15 protein-coding genes and 1 pseudogene are annotated in these 22,126 nt (G+C 71.1%); 9 read left to right on the top strand and 7 right to left on the bottom strand.

Going from position 1 to position 22,126, the window contains the following annotated elements; all coding sequences use genetic code 11:
* Nucleotides 1-1,029: 1,029 nt before the first annotated feature.
* From WMF46_RS04270 to trmB, 4 genes and pseudogenes are all read right to left on the bottom strand, one after another.
* Nucleotides 1,030-1,779: an SDR family NAD(P)-dependent oxidoreductase gene (locus WMF46_RS04270; protein WP_437984423.1), complete on the bottom strand. Its 750-nt coding sequence runs from the start codon at nucleotides 1,777-1,779 to the stop codon at nucleotides 1,030-1,032.
* A 784-nt stretch (nucleotides 1,780-2,563) separates the two neighbouring features.
* Nucleotides 2,564-2,695, bottom strand: a pseudogene (locus WMF46_RS04265) (dihydrofolate reductase family protein); the annotation flags it as partial.
* A 107-nt stretch (nucleotides 2,696-2,802) separates the two neighbouring features.
* The gene (locus tag WMF46_RS04260; RefSeq protein WP_437984422.1) at nucleotides 2,803-3,039 is read right to left on the bottom strand and encodes a hypothetical protein; all 237 of its coding nucleotides are present in this window, start codon (nucleotides 3,037-3,039) and stop codon (nucleotides 2,803-2,805) included.
* A 57-nt stretch (nucleotides 3,040-3,096) separates the two neighbouring features.
* Nucleotides 3,097-3,777: a tRNA (guanine(46)-N(7))-methyltransferase TrmB gene (trmB, locus tag WMF46_RS04255; RefSeq protein ID WP_437976526.1), complete on the bottom strand. Its 681-nt coding sequence runs from the start codon at nucleotides 3,775-3,777 to the stop codon at nucleotides 3,097-3,099.
* Nucleotides 3,778-3,888: 111 nt separating this feature from the next.
* Here trmB and WMF46_RS04250 point away from each other — a divergent pair, with 111 nt between their 5' ends.
* The 7 genes from WMF46_RS04250 to WMF46_RS04220 all read left to right on the top strand — a co-directional run bounded on the left by WMF46_RS04250 (nucleotide 3,889) and on the right by WMF46_RS04220 (nucleotide 14,549).
* Nucleotides 3,889-6,123: a hypothetical protein gene (locus tag WMF46_RS04250; protein ID WP_437984421.1), complete on the top strand. Its 2,235-nt coding sequence runs from the start codon at nucleotides 3,889-3,891 to the stop codon at nucleotides 6,121-6,123.
* A 397-nt stretch (nucleotides 6,124-6,520) separates the two neighbouring features.
* Entirely contained in the window at nucleotides 6,521-8,860 is a 2,340-nt protein-coding gene (locus WMF46_RS04245) for a TonB-dependent receptor (RefSeq protein ID WP_437984420.1), read from the top strand.
* A gap of 163 nt (nucleotides 8,861-9,023) precedes the next feature.
* Nucleotides 9,024-9,512 carry a chemotaxis protein CheW gene (locus WMF46_RS04240; protein WP_437907125.1) on the top strand — a complete coding sequence of 163 codons (489 nt, stop codon included), beginning with the start codon at nucleotides 9,024-9,026 and terminating at the stop codon, nucleotides 9,510-9,512.
* Between the two features lie 155 nt (nucleotides 9,513-9,667).
* The gene (locus WMF46_RS04235) at nucleotides 9,668-10,021 is read left to right on the top strand and encodes a response regulator (protein ID WP_437907124.1); all 354 of its coding nucleotides are present in this window, start codon (nucleotides 9,668-9,670) and stop codon (nucleotides 10,019-10,021) included.
* Nucleotides 10,022-10,096: 75 nt separating this feature from the next.
* The gene (locus WMF46_RS04230; RefSeq protein WP_437984419.1) at nucleotides 10,097-10,678 is read left to right on the top strand and encodes a YfiR family protein; all 582 of its coding nucleotides are present in this window, start codon (nucleotides 10,097-10,099) and stop codon (nucleotides 10,676-10,678) included.
* A 144-nt stretch (nucleotides 10,679-10,822) separates the two neighbouring features.
* A complete protein-coding gene (locus WMF46_RS04225) occupies nucleotides 10,823-12,388 on the top strand; it encodes a methyl-accepting chemotaxis protein (protein ID WP_437984418.1) in 1,566 nt (521 codons plus the stop codon).
* Nucleotides 12,372-14,549, top strand: coding sequence for a hybrid sensor histidine kinase/response regulator (locus tag WMF46_RS04220; RefSeq protein WP_437984417.1), 2,178 nt, complete (start codon nucleotides 12,372-12,374; stop codon nucleotides 14,547-14,549). Before WMF46_RS04225 ends, WMF46_RS04220 begins: the two co-directional genes overlap by 17 nt.
* A gap of 30 nt (nucleotides 14,550-14,579) precedes the next feature.
* Here WMF46_RS04220 and WMF46_RS04215 read toward each other — a convergent pair whose 3' ends face one another.
* Nucleotides 14,580-15,371 carry a hypothetical protein gene (locus WMF46_RS04215; protein WP_437984416.1) on the bottom strand — a complete coding sequence of 264 codons (792 nt, stop codon included), beginning with the start codon at nucleotides 15,369-15,371 and terminating at the stop codon, nucleotides 14,580-14,582.
* A 203-nt stretch (nucleotides 15,372-15,574) separates the two neighbouring features.
* Between WMF46_RS04215 and WMF46_RS04210 the strand changes: the two genes are divergently transcribed.
* Together WMF46_RS04210 and WMF46_RS04205 are read left to right on the top strand one after the other, a co-directional pair.
* Complete coding sequence (locus WMF46_RS04210; protein ID WP_437984415.1) at nucleotides 15,575-16,375, top strand: DUF4339 domain-containing protein; 801 nt, start codon at nucleotides 15,575-15,577, stop codon at nucleotides 16,373-16,375.
* Nucleotides 16,376-16,989: 614 nt separating this feature from the next.
* On the top strand, nucleotides 16,990-18,456 hold the full coding sequence (locus tag WMF46_RS04205; protein WP_437984414.1) for a glucose/sorbosone family PQQ-dependent dehydrogenase: 1,467 nt from the start codon (nucleotides 16,990-16,992) through the stop codon (nucleotides 18,454-18,456).
* Between the two features lie 45 nt (nucleotides 18,457-18,501).
* On the opposite strand, the gene WMF46_RS04200 is transcribed toward WMF46_RS04205, so the two are convergent.
* Nucleotides 18,502-20,196 (bottom strand): delta-60 repeat domain-containing protein, encoded by a 1,695-nt coding sequence (locus tag WMF46_RS04200; protein ID WP_437984413.1) that lies wholly within the window; start codon nucleotides 20,194-20,196, stop codon nucleotides 18,502-18,504.
* A 76-nt stretch (nucleotides 20,197-20,272) separates the two neighbouring features.
* Nucleotides 20,273-21,574, bottom strand: a complete 1,302-nt coding sequence (hcp, locus tag WMF46_RS04195; RefSeq protein ID WP_437987851.1) for a hydroxylamine reductase — start codon at nucleotides 21,572-21,574, stop codon at nucleotides 20,273-20,275.
* Nucleotides 21,575-22,126 lie beyond the last annotated feature (552 nt).

Here is a 22,126-nt window from a genome sequence, read left to right as displayed (position 1 = left end):
GCACACTTCGGTCGTTATTCACATCAAGGCTATAAATTTTCGATGCAGAACTGAAGTGCTCAGGCCGCCCGCCGGTGTGAAGTAAGGTATAGAGAAGCGATCGTTCGCCCGCTTGAGTGTATGAACGCAGACGAAATCCACAGAAGTGTTGGTGAACACCCAGCGCGACTGGGTTATCCAGGCCAGCCCACGACCTTTACTTACCTGCCCCCGCGCTGGCTGGCTCGGCGGCGGCCCCCGCGACGCGATGGAGGTCGCGCGCTTCGCTGGCGACACCGCGACTCCGCAAGCAAGAAGCCGCTCCCAGTCCTGATCGAGCGCTGTGCCGAGGGTTAGCTACCCGGATCGCGGCTCGCCAGGGCCGCTGGAGCGCCGCTCGCCGCGACCTTCGTCCGCGCGGTCGAAGGCGTGGGCCCAACCCGGGCCCAAGCGTCAAGCCCGGGGCCTGGGGAGCTCGCCGTGACCGATCCGTCGCCTCGGGCGGCCGTGGTCGCCTCGCTCGCCGGCACCCTGAGCCGCGCCGTCGCCCTCGGGGATTGAGGTGGCGGCCCGGCTCGTTCACGAGGCGCTCGGTCGGCCGCTCGGGCTGCCGGTGGCAGCGGAGGGGTGAGCAAGTGTCGCTGATCTCCTGGTACCGCTGGATTCTGACGAAGTCCCGCTGGACTGCTCCCGCACCCTCGTGATCGTGCGCGCCTGGGGCGACGACGTCGATCGCCCAGGTTCGTCTCGTTGATGAACATCACGCCGATCTGCTTTTGTTGCCAATCGTCATTCACTGGCGACAACCATAATGTCATCGTCGAGGCCAGGGCACCACGGGTGCGCTGGGCGATCCGCAATCCGTAAAAGGAACGACGACCATGGTGCCGCAGGTCGGACCGCTCGTGCTCGCCGCGTCACGCGCCGAGCGTGGATGGCTCGTAGCGCGTCACCCAGGTCTTGATTTGCAGCTCGCAGAAGATCAGGCGAGGCGCGATGAAGCCTGCCCGGGCCAGGAGCGCGAAGACCTCCGAGGCGCGCTGCCCCGGGTCACACTGCAGTGTAGCCGCCGTCCACGGTCAGCTGCGTGCCGGTCATGTACGACGACCAGTCGGACAGCAGGAAGACCGCCGGTCGAGCGATCTCGTCTGCGTGCGCGTACCGCTTCATCAGCGTGGCCGCGCCGAAGGCGTCGAGCACCTGCTCGCCGCTTTGCATATGATCCCAGATCTCGGTCTCCACCGGGCCGGGCAGGATGGCGTTGACGCGAATCTTGTCCGCCGCGTAGTCGATGGCCGCAGACTTGGTGAGGCCGAGGATCGCGTGCTTGGTCGCGGCATAGACGCCGAACCCGGGCGCAGAGACCGTGGAGGCGATCGAGCCGCAGTTGACGATCGAGCCGCCGCCGCCCTTCTTCATGACGGGCACTTGATACCTCATGCACAGATAGATGCTGTGCAGGTTGACCTGCATGAGAGCGAGGTAATCGGCGACCGGCACGTCCGCGAGCGGCCCGAGCGCGGTGGCGATACCGGCGTTGTTGAAGACGCAGTCCAGCCGCCCATGGGCCTCCACGGTGCGCTCGATCAGAGCCTGGATGTCCGCCTCGACGGTGACGTCGGTGCGGACGAACAGCGCGTTTCCACCCTCCACCTTGATGCGGGCCGCGAGCGCGTCGCCCATCTCCTGGCGTCGCGCGGCCAGCACCACCTTGGCGCCGGCCCGCGCCGCCGCGATCGCTGTCGCGGCCCCGATTCCCGATGTGGCCCCGGTGATCAAAACGACTTTATTGCTGAGCATGGCAATCTAAACTCCGTGGAATAAGGATTGGAATGGATCGAGAGACTGGCCGTCTCCAGCTGACGGGACGACGGCGAAGAGGAGCGGCCCGAGGGGCCGCCGGTGGTCGTCGCGACGTTCGCGGCGCCGCGGGCTCGCCTTGACGAGCTCGAGGCCGTCCAAGCGTTCGCGCTGGCGTGCCACCGAGGATAGCCCGCGCGAAGCCATTCCGACCTGTCAAGAATTTTCCGCCAATGACCGGCAATTGGCATAACGTACAAGAAGTACGATCCACTGATCCGCGTATAAATACCAACAGATCCAACGAGTTCACTCGGATATGTAATATTGTCTACATTACACTGGCGACGCCATCAGATTTCAGCGCTGCCCGATTCTATTTGGCGAGGGCGGGAACGGCAAGAGCGCGGGGATCAACCTCGTGAGGGCGATGTTTCCGCCGGAAGCACTCGCGAGCCTTCCGCCGCAACGGTGGACGGAGCGATTTGCGCTGTCTGCGCCAGAAGGGAAACTGGCTAACTTCGTGTCGGAAACGCCCAGCGGAGAGCGCCTCGCACGTGGTCTTCCTCGACGGGGCTTATGACGACGAGCCGGAGGCCGCGCTCTGTGCCTCCACCGTCTCGGGACGAGAGCCGCGCCACACGTCGTCGCCCCGCAATGGCTCCGCGGGCTCTCGCCGTCTTCTCCGGGCGCGCTCGCGTACGACAAGCCGCTGTGCGCTGCGCTCGATGGCTTCACCTTGCACGCAGCGACGCGCGCCGGTGCGCACCATGCCGCGGCGAGGGAGGTCGCCGGCGATGGGGTGGCTGTTGGTCCACGGGAAGTCCTTTCGCGTCGACGACACCACGTACTTCGGCTTGGCCTCCAGCTTGACCGCCCACGCGCGCATCGCCGGCGGCGCCTCCTCGTCGCCGCGGTTCGGCAGCAGCGTAGCGGCTGCCGTGCGTGCCCGGGAGGGGATCCCCAGAGCTGGAGCATGGCCTGCTGAGCAGCGCGCAGAGCTGCTCCTCAGCCATTCTCCATCTACTCCTCGTCGTCACTCTCCATCTCGGTGTTCGGCGTCGGCCGGGAGACATCGTCTTCCTGCCGCAACCCCGAGTACACAATGAAGCATCCCGCGACCGGAAATAGCCAACTCAGCGCGCTTTGCAGGAGCTCCTGGTCGCGCGAGTACAGCTCGCTCCGCCACAGGCGCACCGTGATGAACGCCTGAGCGAGGATCGCCGCGGCGACTGTCGTCCACGTGCGGATCGACCGCATGACGTGCAGCGTAGCCGCCATCCGCCTCACGCGCCCCGGCCGGCGCGTCCAGCGGGCTCAGCCGGCGTCTTGGCCGGGATCCAGCGGCGCGCCGCCGGCCGCGCGCGGCCGCCTCCGGTAACGCAGCCGGCTCACCGGCAGCCCGTCGGCGATCGCGTGGTGCTCGCGGGGGCTCCTCGCGCCGTAGGGGTTCTCGGCGAGGTGCGGCGAGCCGGGCGCGTCGCCCGCCGGCTCGAACGCGGGGTGCGCGCCGATCTGCTCGGCGTAGAGCGCGCCGCGCTCCTCGACGTCGGTCTGCACGAAGAGCTCGCCGCCGTCCATGAGCAGGCGCGCGAGGCTGTCGAGCAGCGCCGGGCCCATCACGAGGCGCTTCGTGTGGCGCTTCTTCCACCACGGATCCGGGAAGTGCAGGAAAAACCGCGCGATCGACGCGTCGGGGCGGAGCCGCGCGAGCGCCTCGCGCGCGTCGGCGTTGAGCGCCCGCACACGGCCGCCGAGGCCGCCCTTCCTCAGGCGCCCGTCGACGATCGCCGACCACTTCAGGCGGATCTCCAGCCCGAGCAGCCGCGCCTCGGGGCTCGCCGCCGCGCGCTCGAACAGGAAGCCGCCGCGGCCAGGGCCGATCTCGATCTCGACGGGGCCGGCGCCCGGGATCAAGGCGTCGATGGAGACGTCGTCGCCGTCAGGGAAGCGAGGCGCGTCGGCGTAGGGGTGGTTCGGGCGCGGCTGGAAGACCATGGATCCCCGGCGCTCTACCAAATGCCGGCCGCCCCCGCGCGGGAAATCCGCCGGCCACCCGGCGCGGGAAATCGCTGTCCCCCGGCGGCACGGTGGTATGCGTCGGGCCCCATGGCGGCACCTCCGGCCCCCTCCCGGCTGCGCGCCCTCGCCGCGCGCGCCCTCCCCTATGCGCCCGCCCTCGCCGCGAGCGGCGCGCTCGGCGCGCTCTGCATCCGGGCGATCCTTGCGCAGGCCGGGCGCCCGGCCTTGCCGCTCGACGACGCGTTCATCCACATGCAGTACGCCCGGCGGCTCGCCGAGGGCGGTTTCTTCAGCTTCGTCGCAGGCGACGGCTACTCGAGCGGCGCCACCAGCCTGCTCTGGCCCGTGCTGCTCGCCCCCTTCCACGCGCTCGGCCTGCGCGATCTCTCGCTCGTCTATGCGGTCTGGGCGCTCGGGCTCGTGTTCCACGCGGCGCTCGCCGTCGAGACCGCGCGCCTCGCGCGCCCCCTCGCCGGCCCCGCGGCCGCCGCCGGCGCGGGCGCGATGTGCGCCGGGTTCGCCGCGTTCGCGTGGTTCGCCTGGAGCGGGATGGAGACGGTCGCCTTCGCCTGGATCCTCACCCGCACCGCCCGTCTGGCAGCGGCGCTCTGCGAGCCGGCACCGCCAGAGCCCGCCACGGACAGCGCGGCCCCCGCGGAGCCACCTGGCGCGCCCGCGCAGCCGCCCGGCGCGCCCGCGCAGCCGCCCACCGCCTCCATCGCCCGCTCCCTCGCGCTCTGCGGCTTCGTCGCGCCCCTGCTCCGCCCGGAGGGCGCGCTCGCCTCCCTGCTCGCCGCGATCGCGCTCGCCCTCTCGGCGTCACGCGCTGTGCCTCCAGCGCCCCTCCCGGCGCCGCCCCTCTCCGCTCCATCCCCCTCCCGCAGCGGCGCTCTCTGGCACTCCGCGCGCTCCGCCGGGCGCCTGCTCGCCCTCGCGCCGCTGCTCGGTCCGCTCGTCGTCCCGGCCTTGAACCTGCTGCTCGCGGGCCACCCGACCTCATCGACGACCTCCGTCAAGTGGCTGATCGGCAACCCCAACTACGACGGACCGACGCTCAGGGCCGCGCTCCTCGACAACGTCCGGCTGCTCGTGACCGACGTGATCGACGGCGGCCAGTGGACCGCCGTCTTCCTCCCCGAGGGCTCCGCCGCCGTCATCGCCCTCGGCGCCGTCGCGCTCGCCGTGGCAGCGCACCGGAGGGGCCGCCCAGCGCACGCCGCGATCGTGGGCGCCCTGGCGCTCGGCGCGCTGCTGCCCTGCACGTACCTCAGCTTCCTCTGGAACCGCGTGCGGTACGTCTGGCCCTTCGCGCCGGCGTGGATCGTCATGGCCGCCTGCCTCGCGCGCGAGCTCGGCGACGCCGCCCAGCGGCTCCGGCCCTCGCTCCACTACGTGACGCCCCTCCTCGCCGGCGCGTTCGCCGGCGCCCTCGCCGCGCGGCTGCCGTGGGCCATCGGCGACCTCGCCAACTCCGCCCGCGCCATCGATCGGCAGCAGGTCTGGCTCGGCCGCTGGGCCGCGCAGCACCTGCCGGAGGACGCCAGGATCGGCGTCAACGACACGGGCGCGCTCGCCTACTTCAGCGGCCGCAGGACCTTCGACGTCGTGGGCCTGACCACCGAGGGCGAGGCGCGCTACTGGGTGGCGGGCGCCGGCTCCAGGTTCGAGCACTACGAGAAGCTGCCCCCGGAGCGCCGGCCGACGCACTTCATCGTCTACCCGCACTGGATGGCGTGCGCGCCGGTGCTGGGCCGCGCGCTGGTCGACGCCACCGTCGAGGACCAGGCCATCCTCGGCGGCACCACGATGATCGCCTACGAGGCGCGCTGGGACCTCCTCGGCTCAGGGGCGCTGCCGGTGCGGTCCGTGCCCGGCGAGCGCATCCTCGACGAGCTCGACGTCTCGGACCTCGAGTCCGAGGCAGCGCACGCCTATGCGCTCGATCCGCTCGCGGACCAGCGCAACATGGCGATCGCGCTCGCCGCGCCCGAGAGCAGCGCGCCAGGGGAGCTCGACCTCACGCGCACGGAGCTCGCGGACGGCGGCCGCTACCACCGGACCGCCGATCGCTTCGTCGCCCACCTCGCTGCGCTCCCCGCCGAGGCGCGCCTCGTGCTCCGGGTGGCCTCGGACGACGGCGCCGAGCTCGCCGTCTCCGTGGCGGGCGAGGAAATCGGCGCCATCGACGTGCCGCGTGGACCGTGGGTGGAGCGGGCGCTGCCCCTCCCCGCCGCGCGCCTCTCCACGCCGGCCCCCATCGCGATCACCCTGCGCCGCGGGGCTGGATTCCACGCCTTCCATTACTGGATCACCGGGCGCTGACGCCGGCCCCTGGCGCGGCCCGCTCACAGGGGAACACCACACCTTCTCACATCGACTCCCATCGAGTCGCGCCCCGGGTGCAGCTCCCGCCCCCAAGATGCGCTCTCGAGAGTCGAGAGCGCGCCGGTGGGCTCGCGGCGCTCCACGTCGTCGAGCGTTCAGGACAGCCGTTGACGCATCCTGGTATTCGTGTAACATCGGGATGTTCGCGCAATACAGCAAGTCAGCGAACAGATCCGTTGCAGATTCGTGGGGGACCGGGCAGCGCGCGCCCGCTGGCGCCGCCGCGCACCGCCATGGCCGGCGGTCCAGGTGTGCTCCAGGACCTCGGGGCCGCCGGCTCGCCGGCTCGCCCCGATCCCGTGCGCCCTTCCCGGCGCTCGAAGGTGGGGAATCGATGCGCAAGTCGGCTTTGCTCCTCTGCTCGCTGCTATGCCCTCTCGGGGCGGCGGGCTCCTCCTGGGCGCAGACCCCGGGGGGCGAGGCGCTGGCCAGCGGCGATGACGGCGGGCAGGGGCAGTTCCTCTCGCTCGACCTCGAAGAGCTCCTCAACGTGAAGGTCTCGTCGACTGGCTTCTTCGAGACCGAGAGCAAGACGTCGACCGGTCAGGCGCGCCTCTATGATGCGCGGACGCTGAAGCTCTACGCCGTCCGCTCGCTCGACGACCTCTTGCAAGCCCACCAGCCCGGCGTCCTGATCGGCGAGCACGAGCGCACCTCGCGCCTCATCGGCGTGCGCGGCGTGCTCATCGACAACAACGCCAAGACGCTCGTCATGGTCGACGGCGTGAACACGAACATGCGCGCCCATTTCGGCGCCATCGGGAGCACGCTGGCCGTGCCCCTCACCGGAGACATCGAGCGGGTCGAGGTGATCCTCGGCCCAGGCGCCATCGTCCACGGCTCGGGCGCGATCAGCGGCTTCGTCAACGTCCTCAGGCCCACGGGGATCACCCGCCCCGGGCTCTGGGGCAAGGCGTCGTATGCCTCCGGCGACACGCGCACCCTGGAGGCCAGCTACGGCGGCCTGCTCAGCGAGAAGCACAACGCCGATTTCTTCCTCTACTTCGGCCACGCCGACAACGAAGGAGAGCTGCCCCAGGCGCCCCGGCCGAACACGGCAGAGCTGTACGGGAAGGACTACGCGGGCGTCACGGCGTCTCCCTTCCTGCACCACACGCGCGTCAACGCCCTCGGCGAGCCGAGCTACAAGGGCTTCGGCCGATTCCGCTACGGCTCCGAGCGCAGCCCCGTCAGCGTCGATCTGCGGCTCGACTACGCGCAGACGTCGATGATGGGCAACGCCCCGAACAGGGGCATGACCCGCGAGCAGCTCGCGGGCCAGTGGTCCGACAGCAACACCGGCCATGTGCGGCAGAGGACGTTCGCCGTCACGCCGGAGATCCACGTCCACCTGTCCAGGCAGCACAAGGTCGAGCTGGTCCCGACCTTCTCGGCCTTCGAGACGGCCATCGTCCCGGCCGACTGGGTCGCAGACGAGATGGCGAAGGCGTCCAATCCGGTCCCGGGCGCAGGGCTCCTGCCGGTCGGGGGCCTCGGCGAGGAGCACCGGGACATCAAGGCGGTCTACAAGACGACGGCGCTGCCGAACAGCCAGCTCGCGATCGGCGCGTCGGCGAGCCACAAGCGCTTCAACGGCCAGAGATCCCGCTGGGGACGGCTCTACGGGACCGCCTTCGAGTCCCCGGAGAGCTTCTCGTGGACCGAGCTCGCCGCCTTCGGCGAGAGCACGGCCACCTTCCACGATCTCACCGTCTCCGCGGGCCTGCGCTTCGATCACACCGAGTTTGGAGAGCTGAACCTCCGCGGGGGCCTCTCGCGCGAGCCCGAGCCGGTGAGCAGCCCCTCCTACCGCGTCGCGGCCGCCTACGCGATCAGCGACACGCAGAACGTCAAGCTGTCCTACCAGAAGGGCTTCCGCTTCCCGGACGCGGCTTACTTCAACTGGCTCGAGCGATTCAACGCCGCCTTCGAGGACGAGCCCATCGCGCCGCTGCCCTCGCTCGTTCCGGAGTCCTCCCACCTCGTGGAGCTCGACTATGTCGTGGGCCTGCTCGACGAGCGCCTCGCCCTCGACGTCGCGGTCTTCTATGAGCACTACATGAACACCCTCGGCTGGGTGTTGTGGGATCGGGTGCGGCCCGAGGACTTCGAGGACCACGTGGCCCACAACCCCAGGCACCCGGCCGTGGGCGGCTGGTGGGGCAGCTTCGCGAACAGCACCGCGGACGTCGACGCCCTCGGCGGCGAGATCGGCGCGATCGCCGACCTCGGCGGCGGGTTCGCGGGGGACCTCTGGTACAGCGTGTCGAAGCCGTTCGGCGCCGAGAGCGACCTCAACATCCTGACCAACTGGGACGGCGAGACCTGGGCCAACTACCCCATCCACCTCGTCAAAGGCCACCTGAGCTACAGCGCCAGCCGGTTCACCGCCGGGCTCGCCGCGACCTTCCGGACTGGCATGAACAGCCACGGCTCCAGGGACGCGCCCGCCCACGACACGGACGAGCTGCCGCCGAGAGATCGGCTGGCGGCGCGATCGGCGTTCAACCTCGACGCCGCCGTGTCCTTCTCGCCGATCGAGCGCGTCTGGGTCTCCGTGTTCGGCAAGAACCTCACCTTCAACAAGGTCCCTCCACCGTCCTACGCCTCGCACCGGCTGATCATCACCACCGGTCGCCCCTACGTGGGCGCCTCGGTCGAGGCGTCTTACTGACGCCGCCGGCCTGCGCGGGAAGGCGGCCCGCGCGGGAAGGCCACGCGCACGACAGCGACAGCAGAACCGACATCAGAAATCTCCTGACGCCGCGCAGCCCGATACGAATGCACCTCCCCGGCGTCTGCCCTTGTGATAAATCGAGGACACCTTGTCCGAAACAATGAGCCAGGTTCACGATCTGCTCGACGACACCCCGGACAAGGGCCTGCGCGAGAGGGCCGTTGTCGATTTCCTGCTCTTCGACATGGGCGCGGTGACGTTCGCGGTGAGGGCGCAGCAGGTGGAAGAGGTGATCGCGTGGCGCGCCCCCTTGCCGCTGCCGCGCACCGACCCCCGGGTGATGGGCATCCTCCAGGACCGGGGGAGGATCATCGTGATCCTGTCGCCCGTCCTCGCGGAGCCGGCGGCTACCCCGCTCCGCATCGTCGTCTGCCGTGCTGCGCGCGGCTACCTGGGATTGCCCGCCGGCAAGACGCGGTGTGTCGCCGCGGTCGAGGTGTTCGGGGAGCCCGTGCCGAACGCTGTCGTCGACACCAGCGAGGGAGCAGTGACCTTCCTCGACGTGACCCACCTGGTCGACGCTCCCGGCGTTGCGCCTCGGCCCTTCGTGGCGACGCGCGAAGCTCAGGGCATCTGGTCGAATCCATGAGCGTTCCGAGCTCCCGATCCCCTGCGCCCAGGGCCAGACAGCCGCTCGATTCGGCCGATGAGGCGTCCCCGGCGAGCGCGGCCCCGCTGTCGCGGTCGCCGGCGAGCGCGCCCGCGAGCACGCCGACAACCGCGCCGACAAACGCGCCTGTGCTCGTGATCGACGACAGCGAGATCGCCCGAGAAGAGGTGTCTCGCGTGCTGCGCTCTGCCGGTTTTCAGGTGCTCGCGCTCCCCTCCCCCATCGGGGCGACGCAGGCCATCGTGCGGCACCAGGTGCGCATCGTCGTCCTCGACGTCTTCATGCCCACCATCCGTGGGGACCGGCTGCTCACCCTGTTCCGGAAGAACCAGCGGCTCGGGCAGCTCAGCGTCATCCTGATGTCCGGACACTCCGAGCGGGAGCTCGAGCAGCTGAAGCTGGAGGTCCAGGCGGACGCGGTCCTCTCGAAGCGCCACCTCGATCGTCTGCCGGCCCTGGTCCAGCGGCTCGCCGGCAAGGAACGCTGACGTGGGGACCGCGGTCGACTGATGCCACGCCCGTCGAGGATCCGTCCGCGATCGTACAGAGCTCGCCAGCGGAACATGGAGTCTCCGATCTCGTCGATTCGAATGCTGATGGCCGCGGCCCTCCTCACGACCGTGAGCACCGAGAGCCGCTCTGCCGCCTCCGTCCCCTACGAGCTGCGGGGCGCCATCCTCCTGCGCTCGATCGGCTACGAGAGCGGGTTCGCGAGCCGCGCGGGCACGGCCGTGCTCGCGGTCGTCGGGGCGGAGTCGGGCGCGAGCGCGGAGGACGCGAGCGCGATGGCGGCCGTGCTCTCCAGGCTGGCCGCGAAGACGACCGTGGCCAAGCGGCCGGCGTCCGTCCTGCGCGTGACGTACAGCGGAAGGGCCCAGCTGCAGGAGGCGCTGCGCGCCGCCGGCGCCGAGGTGGTCTATGTGGCGCGCGGGCTCGCCGCGGCCATCCCGGACATCCCGTCGCGCGAGGGAGCCGTCGTCCGCATCGTCGTGTGCGGCGACGGCGACGACACGAAGCGCGGCTGCGCCGTCGCCGTGGGGCTCTCGGGCGCCAAGCCCGAGCTCCTGCTGAACGTGAAGCACGCCAACGCCGTCGGCCTCCGCTTCGACCCGCAGCTCCTCCGGCTCGCCCGCATCGTCGACTGAGGCCCTCGCGGCGTCCGTCACCGGACACCGCGCATCGCCGCTCGCAGGTTCACGGCTCACGGTTCACGACTCGCGATCTCCCATCGCCCATCGCCCATCCAGGGCCCCTCGTTCAGCGTCCGCCATCGCCGCCCCTCACCCGCCATGCTCAACTTTCGCTCTATCCGCTGGAAGATCGCCGCCCTCGTCGCGTCGGTGGCCATCGTGCTGTCGGCGCTCGATCTGTGGCTGATCCCCGAGCACGCCGCGCGTGCGAGCGAGGCCGAGCTGCGCGAGCGCGCCGGGATCCTCGCGACCATGCTGAAGGAGCCCATCGGCGTGGCCATGGACCTCGAGCAGCCGCCGGAGACCTTCCCGGACACCCTGCGCACCGCGATGACCGATCCCCTGGTGAGCTGGGTGTCGGTCTACGACGCGAGGGGGCAGCGCATCGCCGCGATCGGCGCGGTGCAGGCGCCCGAGGGCGCGCGGGGCCGGGGCGACGCGGGCGTCGTCGTCAGCGAGGCCCCGATCCGGTCGCGGAACGGCGATCGCCAGCTCGGGACGCTGGCCGTCGGGCTGCGCAGCGACCGGATCGCCGAGCGCCGCGCCGACGCGCGCAGGACGATCGCCCTGCAATCGGCGGGGATCGCGCTGCTCGGCCTGGGCCTCGCCTGGGTCATCTCGGCGCGCATGACGCGCTCGATGGCGCACATCAAGGAGGCGGCGGACCGGATCGCCCGGGGCGACGTCTCGGCCCGGCTGTCCCTCAGGATCTCGGACGACGAGCTCGGGGACATGGCCAGCGCGTTCGAGCGGATGAACACCCAGCTGCGCGAGCTCCAGGAGACGGCCGCGCGGGTCGCGGGCGGCGATTTCACCTGCAAGATCACCGGCGACGGGGAGCTGTTCGCCGCGTTCCGCTCCATGGTGACGAGCCTCCAGGAGCTCGCCTCGCGGATCGGCAACACCTCGGCGGAGGTCGCGTCGGCCGCCGCCGGCATGTTCTCGTCGGTGCGCGAGCAGGAGACGAGCGCGAGCCAGCAGAACGCGGCGCTCGAGGAGATCCGGCGGACCGTCGAGGCCCTGACCGCGAGCGCGGATCACATCGCGAAGGACGCGGCCACCGTGCACGAGACGGCGCAGCGGAGCCTCGTCAGCGTCCAGCACACGGCGGAGCAGACGCGCCTCGTCAGCTCCCACTCGGACCGCATCGGCGAGATCCTGTCCTTGATCCAGAGCATCGCCGACAAGTCGGACCTGCTCGCGCTCAACGCCGCGCTCGAGGGCACGAAGGCCGGCGAGGTGGGGCGCGGGTTCTCGCTCGTGGCCGCCGAGATGCGCCGCCTGTCCGAGCACGTCATGGACTCGGTGCGCGACATCCGGAAGCTCGTGGCGAACATGCACGCGGCCTCCCACGCGTCCGTGCTCGCGACCGAGGACGGGATCAAGCTGGCCCGCGACACGGCCGCGGCCGCCGCGCAGATCTCGGACGCGGTGGACCACCAGCGCGAGGGGACGGCGCGGGTCAAGACGGCGATCGTCAACATCGTCGGGGCGGTGAACGACACGCTGACGAGCAGCGTGGCCGCGACGCGCTCGGCCGAGTCGCTGCTCCAGCTGTCGCACGTGCTCAAGACGACGGCGAAGGCCTTCCGGGTCAAGCCGCCGGGGGCGAGGGCCGGCAAGCCCGAGGGCGCGGAGGCGGACGCGGATGAGGAGCCGGGCTGATCTCGTCGCCGCCTTCCGCCGGACCATGCCGGACCGCGTGGCCCAGGCGACGGACCTGTGGCTCGGCTACGAGCAGGGGCAGAGCGGCAACCTGCAGGTGCTGCGCCGGCTCCTGCACACGCTGAAGGGCGAGGCGCACATGCTGGAGCTCGCCGCGTGCGGCGACCTGGCCGAGCTGGCGGAGGACGTCATCGACGCGGTGCGGGGCGGCGCGCGCCCCACGCAGCTCACCGGCGACAGCCTCCTCGGCGCGCTGGAGGGGCTAGGGCTCCTGTCGGCGAGCCCCGACGCCGAGGCCGCGCCCGAGCTCGAGATCGTGAAGGAGACCCTCCGCGCTGCGCGCGCGGAGCTCGGCGGCGGCCCGCCCGCCGGCGAGCTCGCGCCGGCGCTCGTACCGCCGTCTGATTCCGTGCACGAGAGCGTCCTGCCGCCGCGGCTGGACCCGCCCGACGCGCCGCCCGACCCCGCCCAGCCGACCGCCCGCGCGGCCCTCGACGCCGAGGCCGTCGGGGCGCTCTTGCAGGAGCTCCAGCGGCTCCACGGCGAGCGGGAGGTCATCCAGCGGCGACTCCGCGAGTCCCAGCGCATGCTCCGCGCGCTGCTCGTCGAGATCGACCCCCGCGGCGCGGACGTGGATCGATTCGCGGAGCGCATCGCGAAGACGCTCGGCTACGGCGCGGAGATCGAGCGCCTCCTGAGCGCCGTCCGGGCGGACTGGTCCAGCAACGAGTTCGCGGCGGGGCGCGCGCTCGACGAGCTCGACGAGGTGGTCCGGAGGGCGTCGGTCGTGCGCACCGAGCGCCTGCTGAACCAGGTGTCGCTCGCCGCCCGGAGCGCGGCGCGCATGCTGGGCAAGGACGTCGAGGCGCGGGTCGAGGGGACGGGGCTGCTCGACGCGGCCGTGGAGCGCCGCCTCGAGCCGGCGCTGCTGCACCTCGTGCGCAACGCCATCGACCACGGGATCGAGCCGGCGGACGTCCGGGCCCGCCGCGGCAAGCCCGCGCGCGGGACGGTGGCGGTGACCGTGGTCCAGACCGACGCCGCCGTGCGGGTCGAGGTGAAGGACGACGGCGGCGGGGTCGACTTCGCCCGCCTGCGCGAGGTGCTCGCGCCGTCGGTCCCGGGCGCCTCGACCCTCGACGACGCCGAGCTCATCCCGTACCTGTTCGCGCACGGGCTCACGACGAGCCGCAGCGTCGGCGCGATCTCGGGCCGGGGCGTCGGGCTCGACATCGTGGCGCGCGAGATCGGCGCGCTGGGCGGGCAGGTACGGGTCGACTCGAAGCCCGGGCTCGGCACGACGATCGTGCTCGTGGTGCCGAAGAACCTGCACGGCGAGGAGGTGGTCCCCGTCTCCAGCGGGCGCTTCCGGTGCGCGGTGCCGACGCACGCCGTGCACTCGGTCGTGCTGCTGGAGGACGAGGAGCTCCTGCGCGCCCCCGACGGGCCGCGCGTGCGCCTGACCAGCGGCGCCTGCGCGGAGCTCGCGCCGCTGTACGCGCTCGGGGCGCTGCTCGGCGACGGAGGCCAGCCCGCGCCCGGGGACGCGGCGCTCGTGCTGCACCACGCCGCGGGCCTGTTCGCTGTGAGCGTGGACGGCTACGAGAACCCCCGGCTTGTCGCGCTCGTGCGCTCGGAGGAGATGCCCCTCACCTCGCCGCTCGTGCGCGGGGTGGCGCCGACGGCGGACGGCGAGGCGATGCTGCTCCTCGACGTGGAGCGGCTGTTCGCGTACGCCCGGCAGGCGCCGGGGAGCGCGCCCTTCACCGCCGCCGCCGACCAGAAGCGGGAGCCGCTCGCGCTGGTCGTGGAGGACGCGCCCGTCGCGCGGGAGCTGCTCTGCGGCATCCTGCGGTCGATGGGGCTGCGCGTGGAGGAGGCGAGCGACGGGCGGGAGGGGCTCGCGCGGGCGCGGGCGGCGCCGCCCGACGTGGTGCTGACCGACCTGGAGATGCCCTACCTGAGCGGCCTGGAGATGGTGGCGGAGCTCAGGCGCTCGCCCGGGCTCGCCCGGGTGCCGGTCGTGGTGCTGACGACGGCGGCGCAGGAGCAGAGCGAGGCCGCGCTGCGCGGGCTCGGCGTGCGGGCGGTGCTGTCGAAGCAGCGGTTCGTCGAGGAGGAGCTGCGCCGGATCATCGCGGCCAGCCTGGGGGGCGCGTGACGGCGGGCACGTCGAGCGCCCTCGCGGCCGTCACTTGTCGGCGGAGGCCGCCGGCAGCGCGACGGAGATCTCGACGCGCCCCGGAGGCAGCTTGGTCTCCCCGAGCGCGGCGGCCGCGGGGTCGTGCTCGGCGTGCCCCACCGCCGACAGCCGGGCCCCTGCCACCGCGCACTTGTCCTGGAGCGTCTGCGTGACGGTCGCCGCCCGGACCGCGGAGAGCTCCCACGGCGTCGGATAGGCGGCCTGCAAGGGGGCCGGCACCGAGGCCGGAGGACCGCTGACCGCGCCGACGCGCAGCGGCGCCTGGCCGCCGCCGGTCGAGGACAGCGCGCCCGAGACCTGGCACAGGAGGGCTTGCCCCTGCGGGCTCACGTCGACCGTGTTGGGGAGGAACACCGCGCTCTCCGAGAGCGCGACGAACGCCTGTCCCTCCGCGACCGCGACCGCCGCGACCCCTTTCTTGACGTGCTTGTCGAGCTTCCCCGCGAGCTCCGCCTTGAGCTGCCCGACCCGCTCGACGCCCGACTTCTTCGCGGCCTCGGTCTGCTGCCGCTCCGCCTCGCCCTTCTCGATCTGCGCCTTCTTCGCCTCGAGCTCCCCGCGCACCTGGCTCAGCGTCTGTTCGAGCTCTTTGGCCCTCTGGTTCGACTTCCGCTGCTCCTCCAGCAAGAGCACGTGAGCGCGGTGAAGCGGGACGTAATATGCCGCCACGAACGCGGCGGCCGCGACGAGGAGGAGCGCCGGCATCACGCGCATCCAGCGTCGGAAGCTGGACGATCCAGCGCTGTTGCCGGCCGCGATCGCCTCATCCGCGATGTTCATGACTGCCTCCATGCTCCGCCGCCATCGCGGGCGAGAATACCGGCATGGCGAGGATCCCGCCAGCGCCACGGGTCACAGCGTTACGGCTCACACCTCACTCATTGCAAAAATCCGCACCGTCTCGAAAGCACGCCGAGGCTCATGTCGGTGTGTACGGTGCGCTCGCGCCGTGGCATCCTCGGGGACGCAAGGGAGGACTTTGTATGAAACCGCCGCCCCTTCCGGCCAGGCGCCCGGCGCCGCCCGTTCCGGCAACCGATGATCGCGAGAGTCTCTGGCACGTCGCGATCGCGCCTGACGACATCAAGGTGCTCACGTTGGACAAGCTCGACGATCTGTTCCGTCTCGATGTCATCGACGAGACGACGAAGATATGGCGCCCCGGGATGGCCGCCTGGCAGCCGCTCGGCGTCGTGGCGGGAATCGAGCCGACGCCCCCCGAGCCGGCGCATGTCCAGGGTCCTCCGCCGAGCATGGCGCGCCGGGGCCCGCCTCCGCCGCCCCCGCGCGCCCCCGGGCGGCGGAACATGGACTCCGACCATCCGACGCCGGTGGCGTCGAACATGTCCTCCACGATGCCGCTCGGCGCCCCGATGTCGCTCGGCGACACGATGCCGCTCCGAGCGCTGGACGACAGCTCGCCTCACCTCGTGACGCGGACCGAGGTGCAGGCGCCGCCCGCGGCGATGCTCGCGGCGTCTCGGCCCACCTCGCCGCCGTGGATGCCGGAGGTGCGGGAGCAGGTGTTGCTGAACGAGGCGACCTACGCGGCGCCCCGCGCGCGCGACACGGGCCGGGCGCAGCGCCTGACGCTCGCGCTGTCGGTCGTCGCGGGGCTGGTCGTGACGCTCTACCGCAATGACGTCCTCCTCGACGCCGCGCGCTCCTCCGGGCATCAGGGCGTGTATCTGAAGGTCGAGACCGCGCTCGGCGGGCCCGGCTTCGGGACCCCGCGCTCGATCGAGAAGCTCGACGTGTCCGCAGAGCCGGCGCCGGCGAAGTAACCCCACCGAGATCCAGCGCTCCTTCGAGCGCCGCGCGACACGAGACATCGCGAGATCGGCCGCGCAGCCACGCTCGGCCGTCCTGGCACAGCGATCCGGACACGAAGGCCGCCGAGGCGCAAGCGACGCCACGAGCGCGAGGAGGGCGCGCTCCTCGGCGTCCCGGCGGCTCGCCTTCGTCTCGTAAGAGCACCTCCGCCGCGCCACGCGCTGTCAGCGGTGGATCGCTCCGACGCTCGCCGCAACGCGCGGTGGCGCCTCGCGCTGGGCTTCGAGCCGACCGGAGCAGCCATGTCCGCGCCAGGAACGACACAGTGGCTCGTTCACGCACAATGTCATCCGCCGACATCGCCAACATCGCAAATCAACGTTGTCAGTGCGAGCGAGCTCCACATTTGCTATAGTAAAGACCTTACTCTAATCGGGGAGGGCCCTACCGGATGTCTCGCAATCCCCGGTTGTATGCCGAGATTTTCCCAGCGCGTCCGCGACGCCATGGCGCGGTGGGATCTGGTTAGCACCGACACGTGAACGTCCCGTGAACGAGACAGGGAGGTAGTCCTATGTCGCCCTTTATCTCACGCAACCTGGCTGTTGTTCTGGCTCAAGTTGGTTTGCTCACCACGGCTTCGTGGAGCCTCACCGGATGTGGCCAGGCGGCTCCCCCGGACGAGCCGCTCGAATCCGATGCTCAGGCCATCGTCGCCGAGGAGGCCGAGGATCCCGGCGATGGCGACGAGGCGTGCTCCGGCGAGGAGCCGACCTTCACCTCGCGCGAGATCGTGCGGGATCTCTCGTTTCCGATGCGGATCGTCTGGGGACCGGATGGCTACCTGTGGCTCACCGAGCGCACGGGGAAGCGGGTCGTGCGCGTGAGGCCGGAGGACGGCCTTCAGAAGACCGCGATCACCATCCCGGAGGCGTTCCAGTCGGGAGGTCAGGACGGGCTGCTGGCCCTGGCGCTGCACCCGGATCTGCTCAAGCACAAAGGGAAGGACTACGTGTACGTCTCCTTCACCTACAACGTCGCGGCAGATCCGGCGGTGGACCGCAGGACGAAGATCCGCCGCTACACGTACAACCGGGTGACCGAGACCCTCGGAAACCCTGTCGACGTCATCACGGGCCTGCCGGGGAGCGACGATCACAACTCCGCGCGGCTCCTGTTCGGGCCCGATGGGAAGCTCTATTACACCATAGGGGATCAGGGGAACAACCAGTTCGCCAGGATGTGCAACCCCATCCGCGCGCAGGAGCTGCCGACGGCGGCCGAGGTCGCGGCGCACGACTGGCAGAAATACGTCGGCAAGATCCTGCGCTTGAACGTCGATGGCTCGATCCCGAAGGACAACCCGAAGATCGACGGGGTCCGCAGCCATATCTACTCGTACGGCCATCGCAACGCGCAGGGCCTCACGTTCGGCCGGGGCGGCAAGCTCTACGCGAACGAGCACGGGCCGAAGAGCGACGACGAGCTGAACCTCATCCAGGCCGGCAACAACTATGGCTGGCCGTACGTCGCCGGCTACCAGGACGACCAGGCGTACACGTACGACAACTGGTCGGCCTCGAGCCCGACGCCGTGCAACGAGCTCTCCTGGAGCGACTTCGCTCCTCCCCCGTCCGTGCCGCGGCAGCTGGAGAGCGCCTTCAGCCACCCGGACTTCAAGGAGCCGCTCCTCACCTTCTACACGGTCCCCAACGACTACGTCTTCTTCGACTGGGCGTGCGGGTTCAGCCAGTACATCTGCTGGCCGACGATCGCGCCCTCCTCGCTCCACTACTACCCTGCCGGGCACGGCGTCCACGGGTGGGATCACTCTCTCCTGATGACCTCCCTCAAGAAGGGCGCCGTGTACAAGGTGAAGCTGAGCCCGAACGGGAAGACCGTGGAGGGCGAGCCCACCGTCCTCTTCCAGACCACGAACCGGTACCGCGATCTCGCGATGAGCCCGGACCGCAAGACGTTCTACATCATCACGGACACCGCGGGGAACACGAGCGGACCGACCGGCGGCGTCACGACGGTCCTGGAGAACCCGGGGGCGATCCTCGAGTTCAAGTACACGACATCGCACTGAGCCAGCACCGGAGTCGCGGGCCTGCGTCGTACCGGCGCAGGCCCGTCAGTTCCAGAGCCGCGCGACGAGGCCGTGGGTGGGAAACGTCTGCCGGATGCCGGACACGAGCAGCTTGCCGTCGGTCGAGAGCGTCATCGACTGCACGAAGTCCTCTTCTCCGAGGAAGAGCGCCTGAACGCCCTTGTCGCCGAACGTCGGATCGAGCGCGCCGTCCGGCAGGAAGCGCGCGAGGGTGGGCTGGTTGGCCTCGCGCGGCCCCACGTTGCCGGCGACCACGATGCGGCCGTCGGGCTGGAGCGCCATGTCGACCGCTTCGCCGCCCGCGAGGCCGGCCAGCGCGAAGCCGTCCTCCCCGAAGGTCGGGTCGAGCCGGCCGTCGGCATCGATGCTCACCGCGAGGAAGTCGCTCGACCCCGTCTCGGTGCTCCGGGCGCCCACGAGGACGCTGCCATTGGGCTGGACGACCACGGCCACCGGCTCCTGCTGACCGGGCCTCGTGACCGTCAGCTGCCCCAGCCCGCTGACCGCGCCGTTCGCGGCGAGCGACACCAGCACGATGTCCCGGTCGCCGCCCTGCTCTGCCCAGCCGGCCACCAGCACCGAGCCGTCCGGACGTGCCGCCAGCGCCGTGCCCGCGCTCGGGCCGACGCCAAGCGGCGCGAGCCACCCCACCGTGGCGAACTTGTTGTCGAGGTAGCCGTACGTCGGGTTGATCGCCGCGACGAACAGCTGCCCATCGCGCTCGCCGGTCACGAAGAGCTGCTCGGAGGCCGACAGATCCATGGCCGCCACGTGCTCGTCGCCGCCGAGATCGATCAGGCCCTTGCCCGTGTTGGCCGAGTCGATGTTGTCCGGCGTCCCGTTGTCCCGGTAGCGCAGGAAGGCGATGTCGTCCGTGGCCTCCCCGCTGGCGTAGCCGGCGAGGAAGACGGTGCCGTTGATGAGGCGCGTGATGCCGCGGAGCTCCTGGTATTTCGTGCAGTTACAGAAGCTGCTCGTCACGCGGCCGCCCGCGAACGCGGGGTCGAGCGCGCCGTCGCGGAGCAGGCGGAAGCCCTCGAGCTTCGACGCGCCTACGCCGCTGACGCTGTTGCCGGCGGTCAGGATCTGCCCCGACGCCCCCTGCCGGATGTCGTAGAGCCCTCCGCCGTCCGAGGCGAGGTTCCACGAGGTGATGCCCGCCGCGCCGAAGCTCTCGTCGAGCGTGCCGGGCTTGCCCGTGACCACGGCGCGCGCGCTGTCGGTGCGCGTCGTCCGGCCGGAGGTGGCGATCAGGTCGAGGTCGAACGCCGTGCCCAGCGTGAGCGCGCCGGAGGCGCCGACCTCCAGCCTGCCCGCGCTGCTGCCGGACGGGATGGTGATCGGATCCGCGACGAGGCCGGCGGGCGCCGCCTGCACGTCGACCACGACCGGTTCGTCGAAGCCGCCGATGCGGGTGATCGCGACGTGGACGTGGTTGACGCCGTTGTAAGGGACATCGACCAGGTCCGCCAGGATCGCGAACGTGAAGTCGCCCTCGGCCTGGCCCCCCTGCCCGCCGCCTCCGTCGGCCGTCCCCCCGCCGGAACCCGAGGGGGACGAGGACGACGAGGCGCCGCCGCCGGCGCCCGCGTCGAGCGACACGTCCTCGATGCCGAGGAGCGCCTCGCAGCCGAGGAGCGCCGCGGCGCCCCCCAGGAGGGCCGCGCGGGCCGCCACGCGGGCCAGGGCGGCGGTTCTTCGATGGGTTGTGCTGTTCACGGCCCGCCAGGCTAGGTCACCCGCGGGACGACGTCGAGGCGGCGGCCGCATCGCGGGCCAGCCCGCGCACAGGCGCTCAGGCGCTGGCGGGCGCCCGGTGGAGCTGCAGCAGGTCCATCGACGGCGCCCTGCCGGTCAGCCGGAGATCGTAGCGCTGCTGCAGCAGCCGCAGCACGTTCGGCGTGAGGAACGCCGGCAGGCGCGGCCCGAGCACGATGCCCTTCACACCCAGCCTGAGCAGGGTGAGGAGCACCGCCACGGCCTTCTGCTCGAGCCACGAGATCACCAGCGTGAGCGGCAGCTGGTTCACCCCGCAGCCGAGCGCCTGGGCGAGCGCGCCCGCCACGCGGAGGGCGCCATAGGCGTCGTTGCACTGCCCCATGTCGAGCAGCCGCGGCAGGCCGAGGTGGGTGCCGTGGTCCTGGTTGCGAATACGGTACTTGCCGCAACCGAGCGTGAGAATGAACGAGTCCCGGGGCGTCTGCGCGGCGTAGTCCGTGAAGTAGCTGCGCGCCGCCTCGGGGCCGTCGCAGCCGCCGATCAGGAAGAACCGGCTGATCTTCCCGGCCTTCACCGCCTCCACGATGGCGCCCGCGTGCGCGAGGATCGCCTCGTGGTGGTAGCCGACCTCGGTCTCGCGGACGAAGTGGTCGGGCAGCGGCGGGCTCGCGAGGGCCGCCCGGATGACCTCGGAGAAGTCGCCGCCGCGCACGCGCCGGCCGCCGGGCACCGCGGTGACGCCGGCGGTGAACAGGCGATCGCGGTAGGCCTCCTTCGGGATGAGCACGCAGTTCGAGGTCATCAGGATCGGCCCAGAGAACGCCAGGAACTCGGCCTTCTGGTGCTGCCACGCGGAGCCGTAGTGGCCGACGAGGTTCGGGTGGCCCGCGAGCTCCGGATACGCGTGCGCCGGCAGCATCTCGCCGTGGGTGTACACCCTCACGCCCGTCCCCTCGCACTGCCGGAGCAGCTCGGCGAGGTCCGAGAGATCGTGCCCCGAGACGAGGATCCCCGGCCCCGCCACGGTGCCTTCCCGGACCATCGCCGGCTGCGGCTCGCCGAAGCGCATGCGGTGGCCCTCGTCGAGCATCCTCATCACGAGGAGGTTCACCTGGCCGCACTCCAGGCAGAGCTCGAGGAGCGCCTCCGGGTCGAAGCTCACGTTGGTCAGCGTGGAGAAGAGCGCCTCCTCGAGGAAGCCGTTCACCCGCTCGTCGCGCATGCCGAGCTTTCGCGCGTGGTGCGCGTAGGCGGCGACGCCCTTCAGGCCGTAGATCAAGAGCTCCTGGAGCGACTGCACGTCCTCGTCCTTGCCGCAGACGCCGGCCGTGGTGCACCCGGTCCCGTGGGATGCTTGCTCGCACTGGTTGCAGAACATGGTCATGACGGACCTCGAGGGTTGTGGGCCCACGCGCGCTGCGCGGGCGCCGGCCGGAGAGCGCGCGTGGGCCGCAGCGCAGCCGCGCAGGGCCCGTCCTCGGCGGCCACGGGGCCAATCAACGTTCGTGCCGGCGGCTCGCCCCGGATCCCGAGAGGCCAGAAGTGGACAAGGCCGGGCTCTCCGGCGCTGCCCCGCGCCGGCCGAGGCGCAATCATGGCGTAGGGGTGCAAACGGTGCGCGAGAGCGGCTCGAAGAGAGATTGCGCCGTTCGCCAGGGACGCGCCTGACGTGCGCTGATCCTGTTCAGCTCAGGGAGACGAAGCGTCTCGGCGGCGAGGTCGCCCTGCCCACGCGACCATGCCGCCATTCCAATCCCAGCTGGCGCTGCCCTTACCCCGTGATCCACGTTCACATGCGACGTTTTACAAGATGTGAGCTGCTCCTCGCCGAGCGACACGAGGCCGCTCGAGTCGCCGCGCCCGAAACGGATAGCGCTGCAGCCCTGTGTGCCAGTAGAATGGAGGATCCTTGAACTCTGAATGAGGTCGC

This window comes from Sorangium sp. So ce117, assembly GCF_051524395.1.
In the GTDB taxonomy this organism is placed as follows: Bacteria; Myxococcota_A; Polyangia; order Polyangiales; family Polyangiaceae; genus Sorangium; species Sorangium cellulosum_B.
The sequence above is the reverse complement of the archived record's forward strand: the minus strand, read 5'-3'. Positions and strand labels throughout refer to the sequence as shown.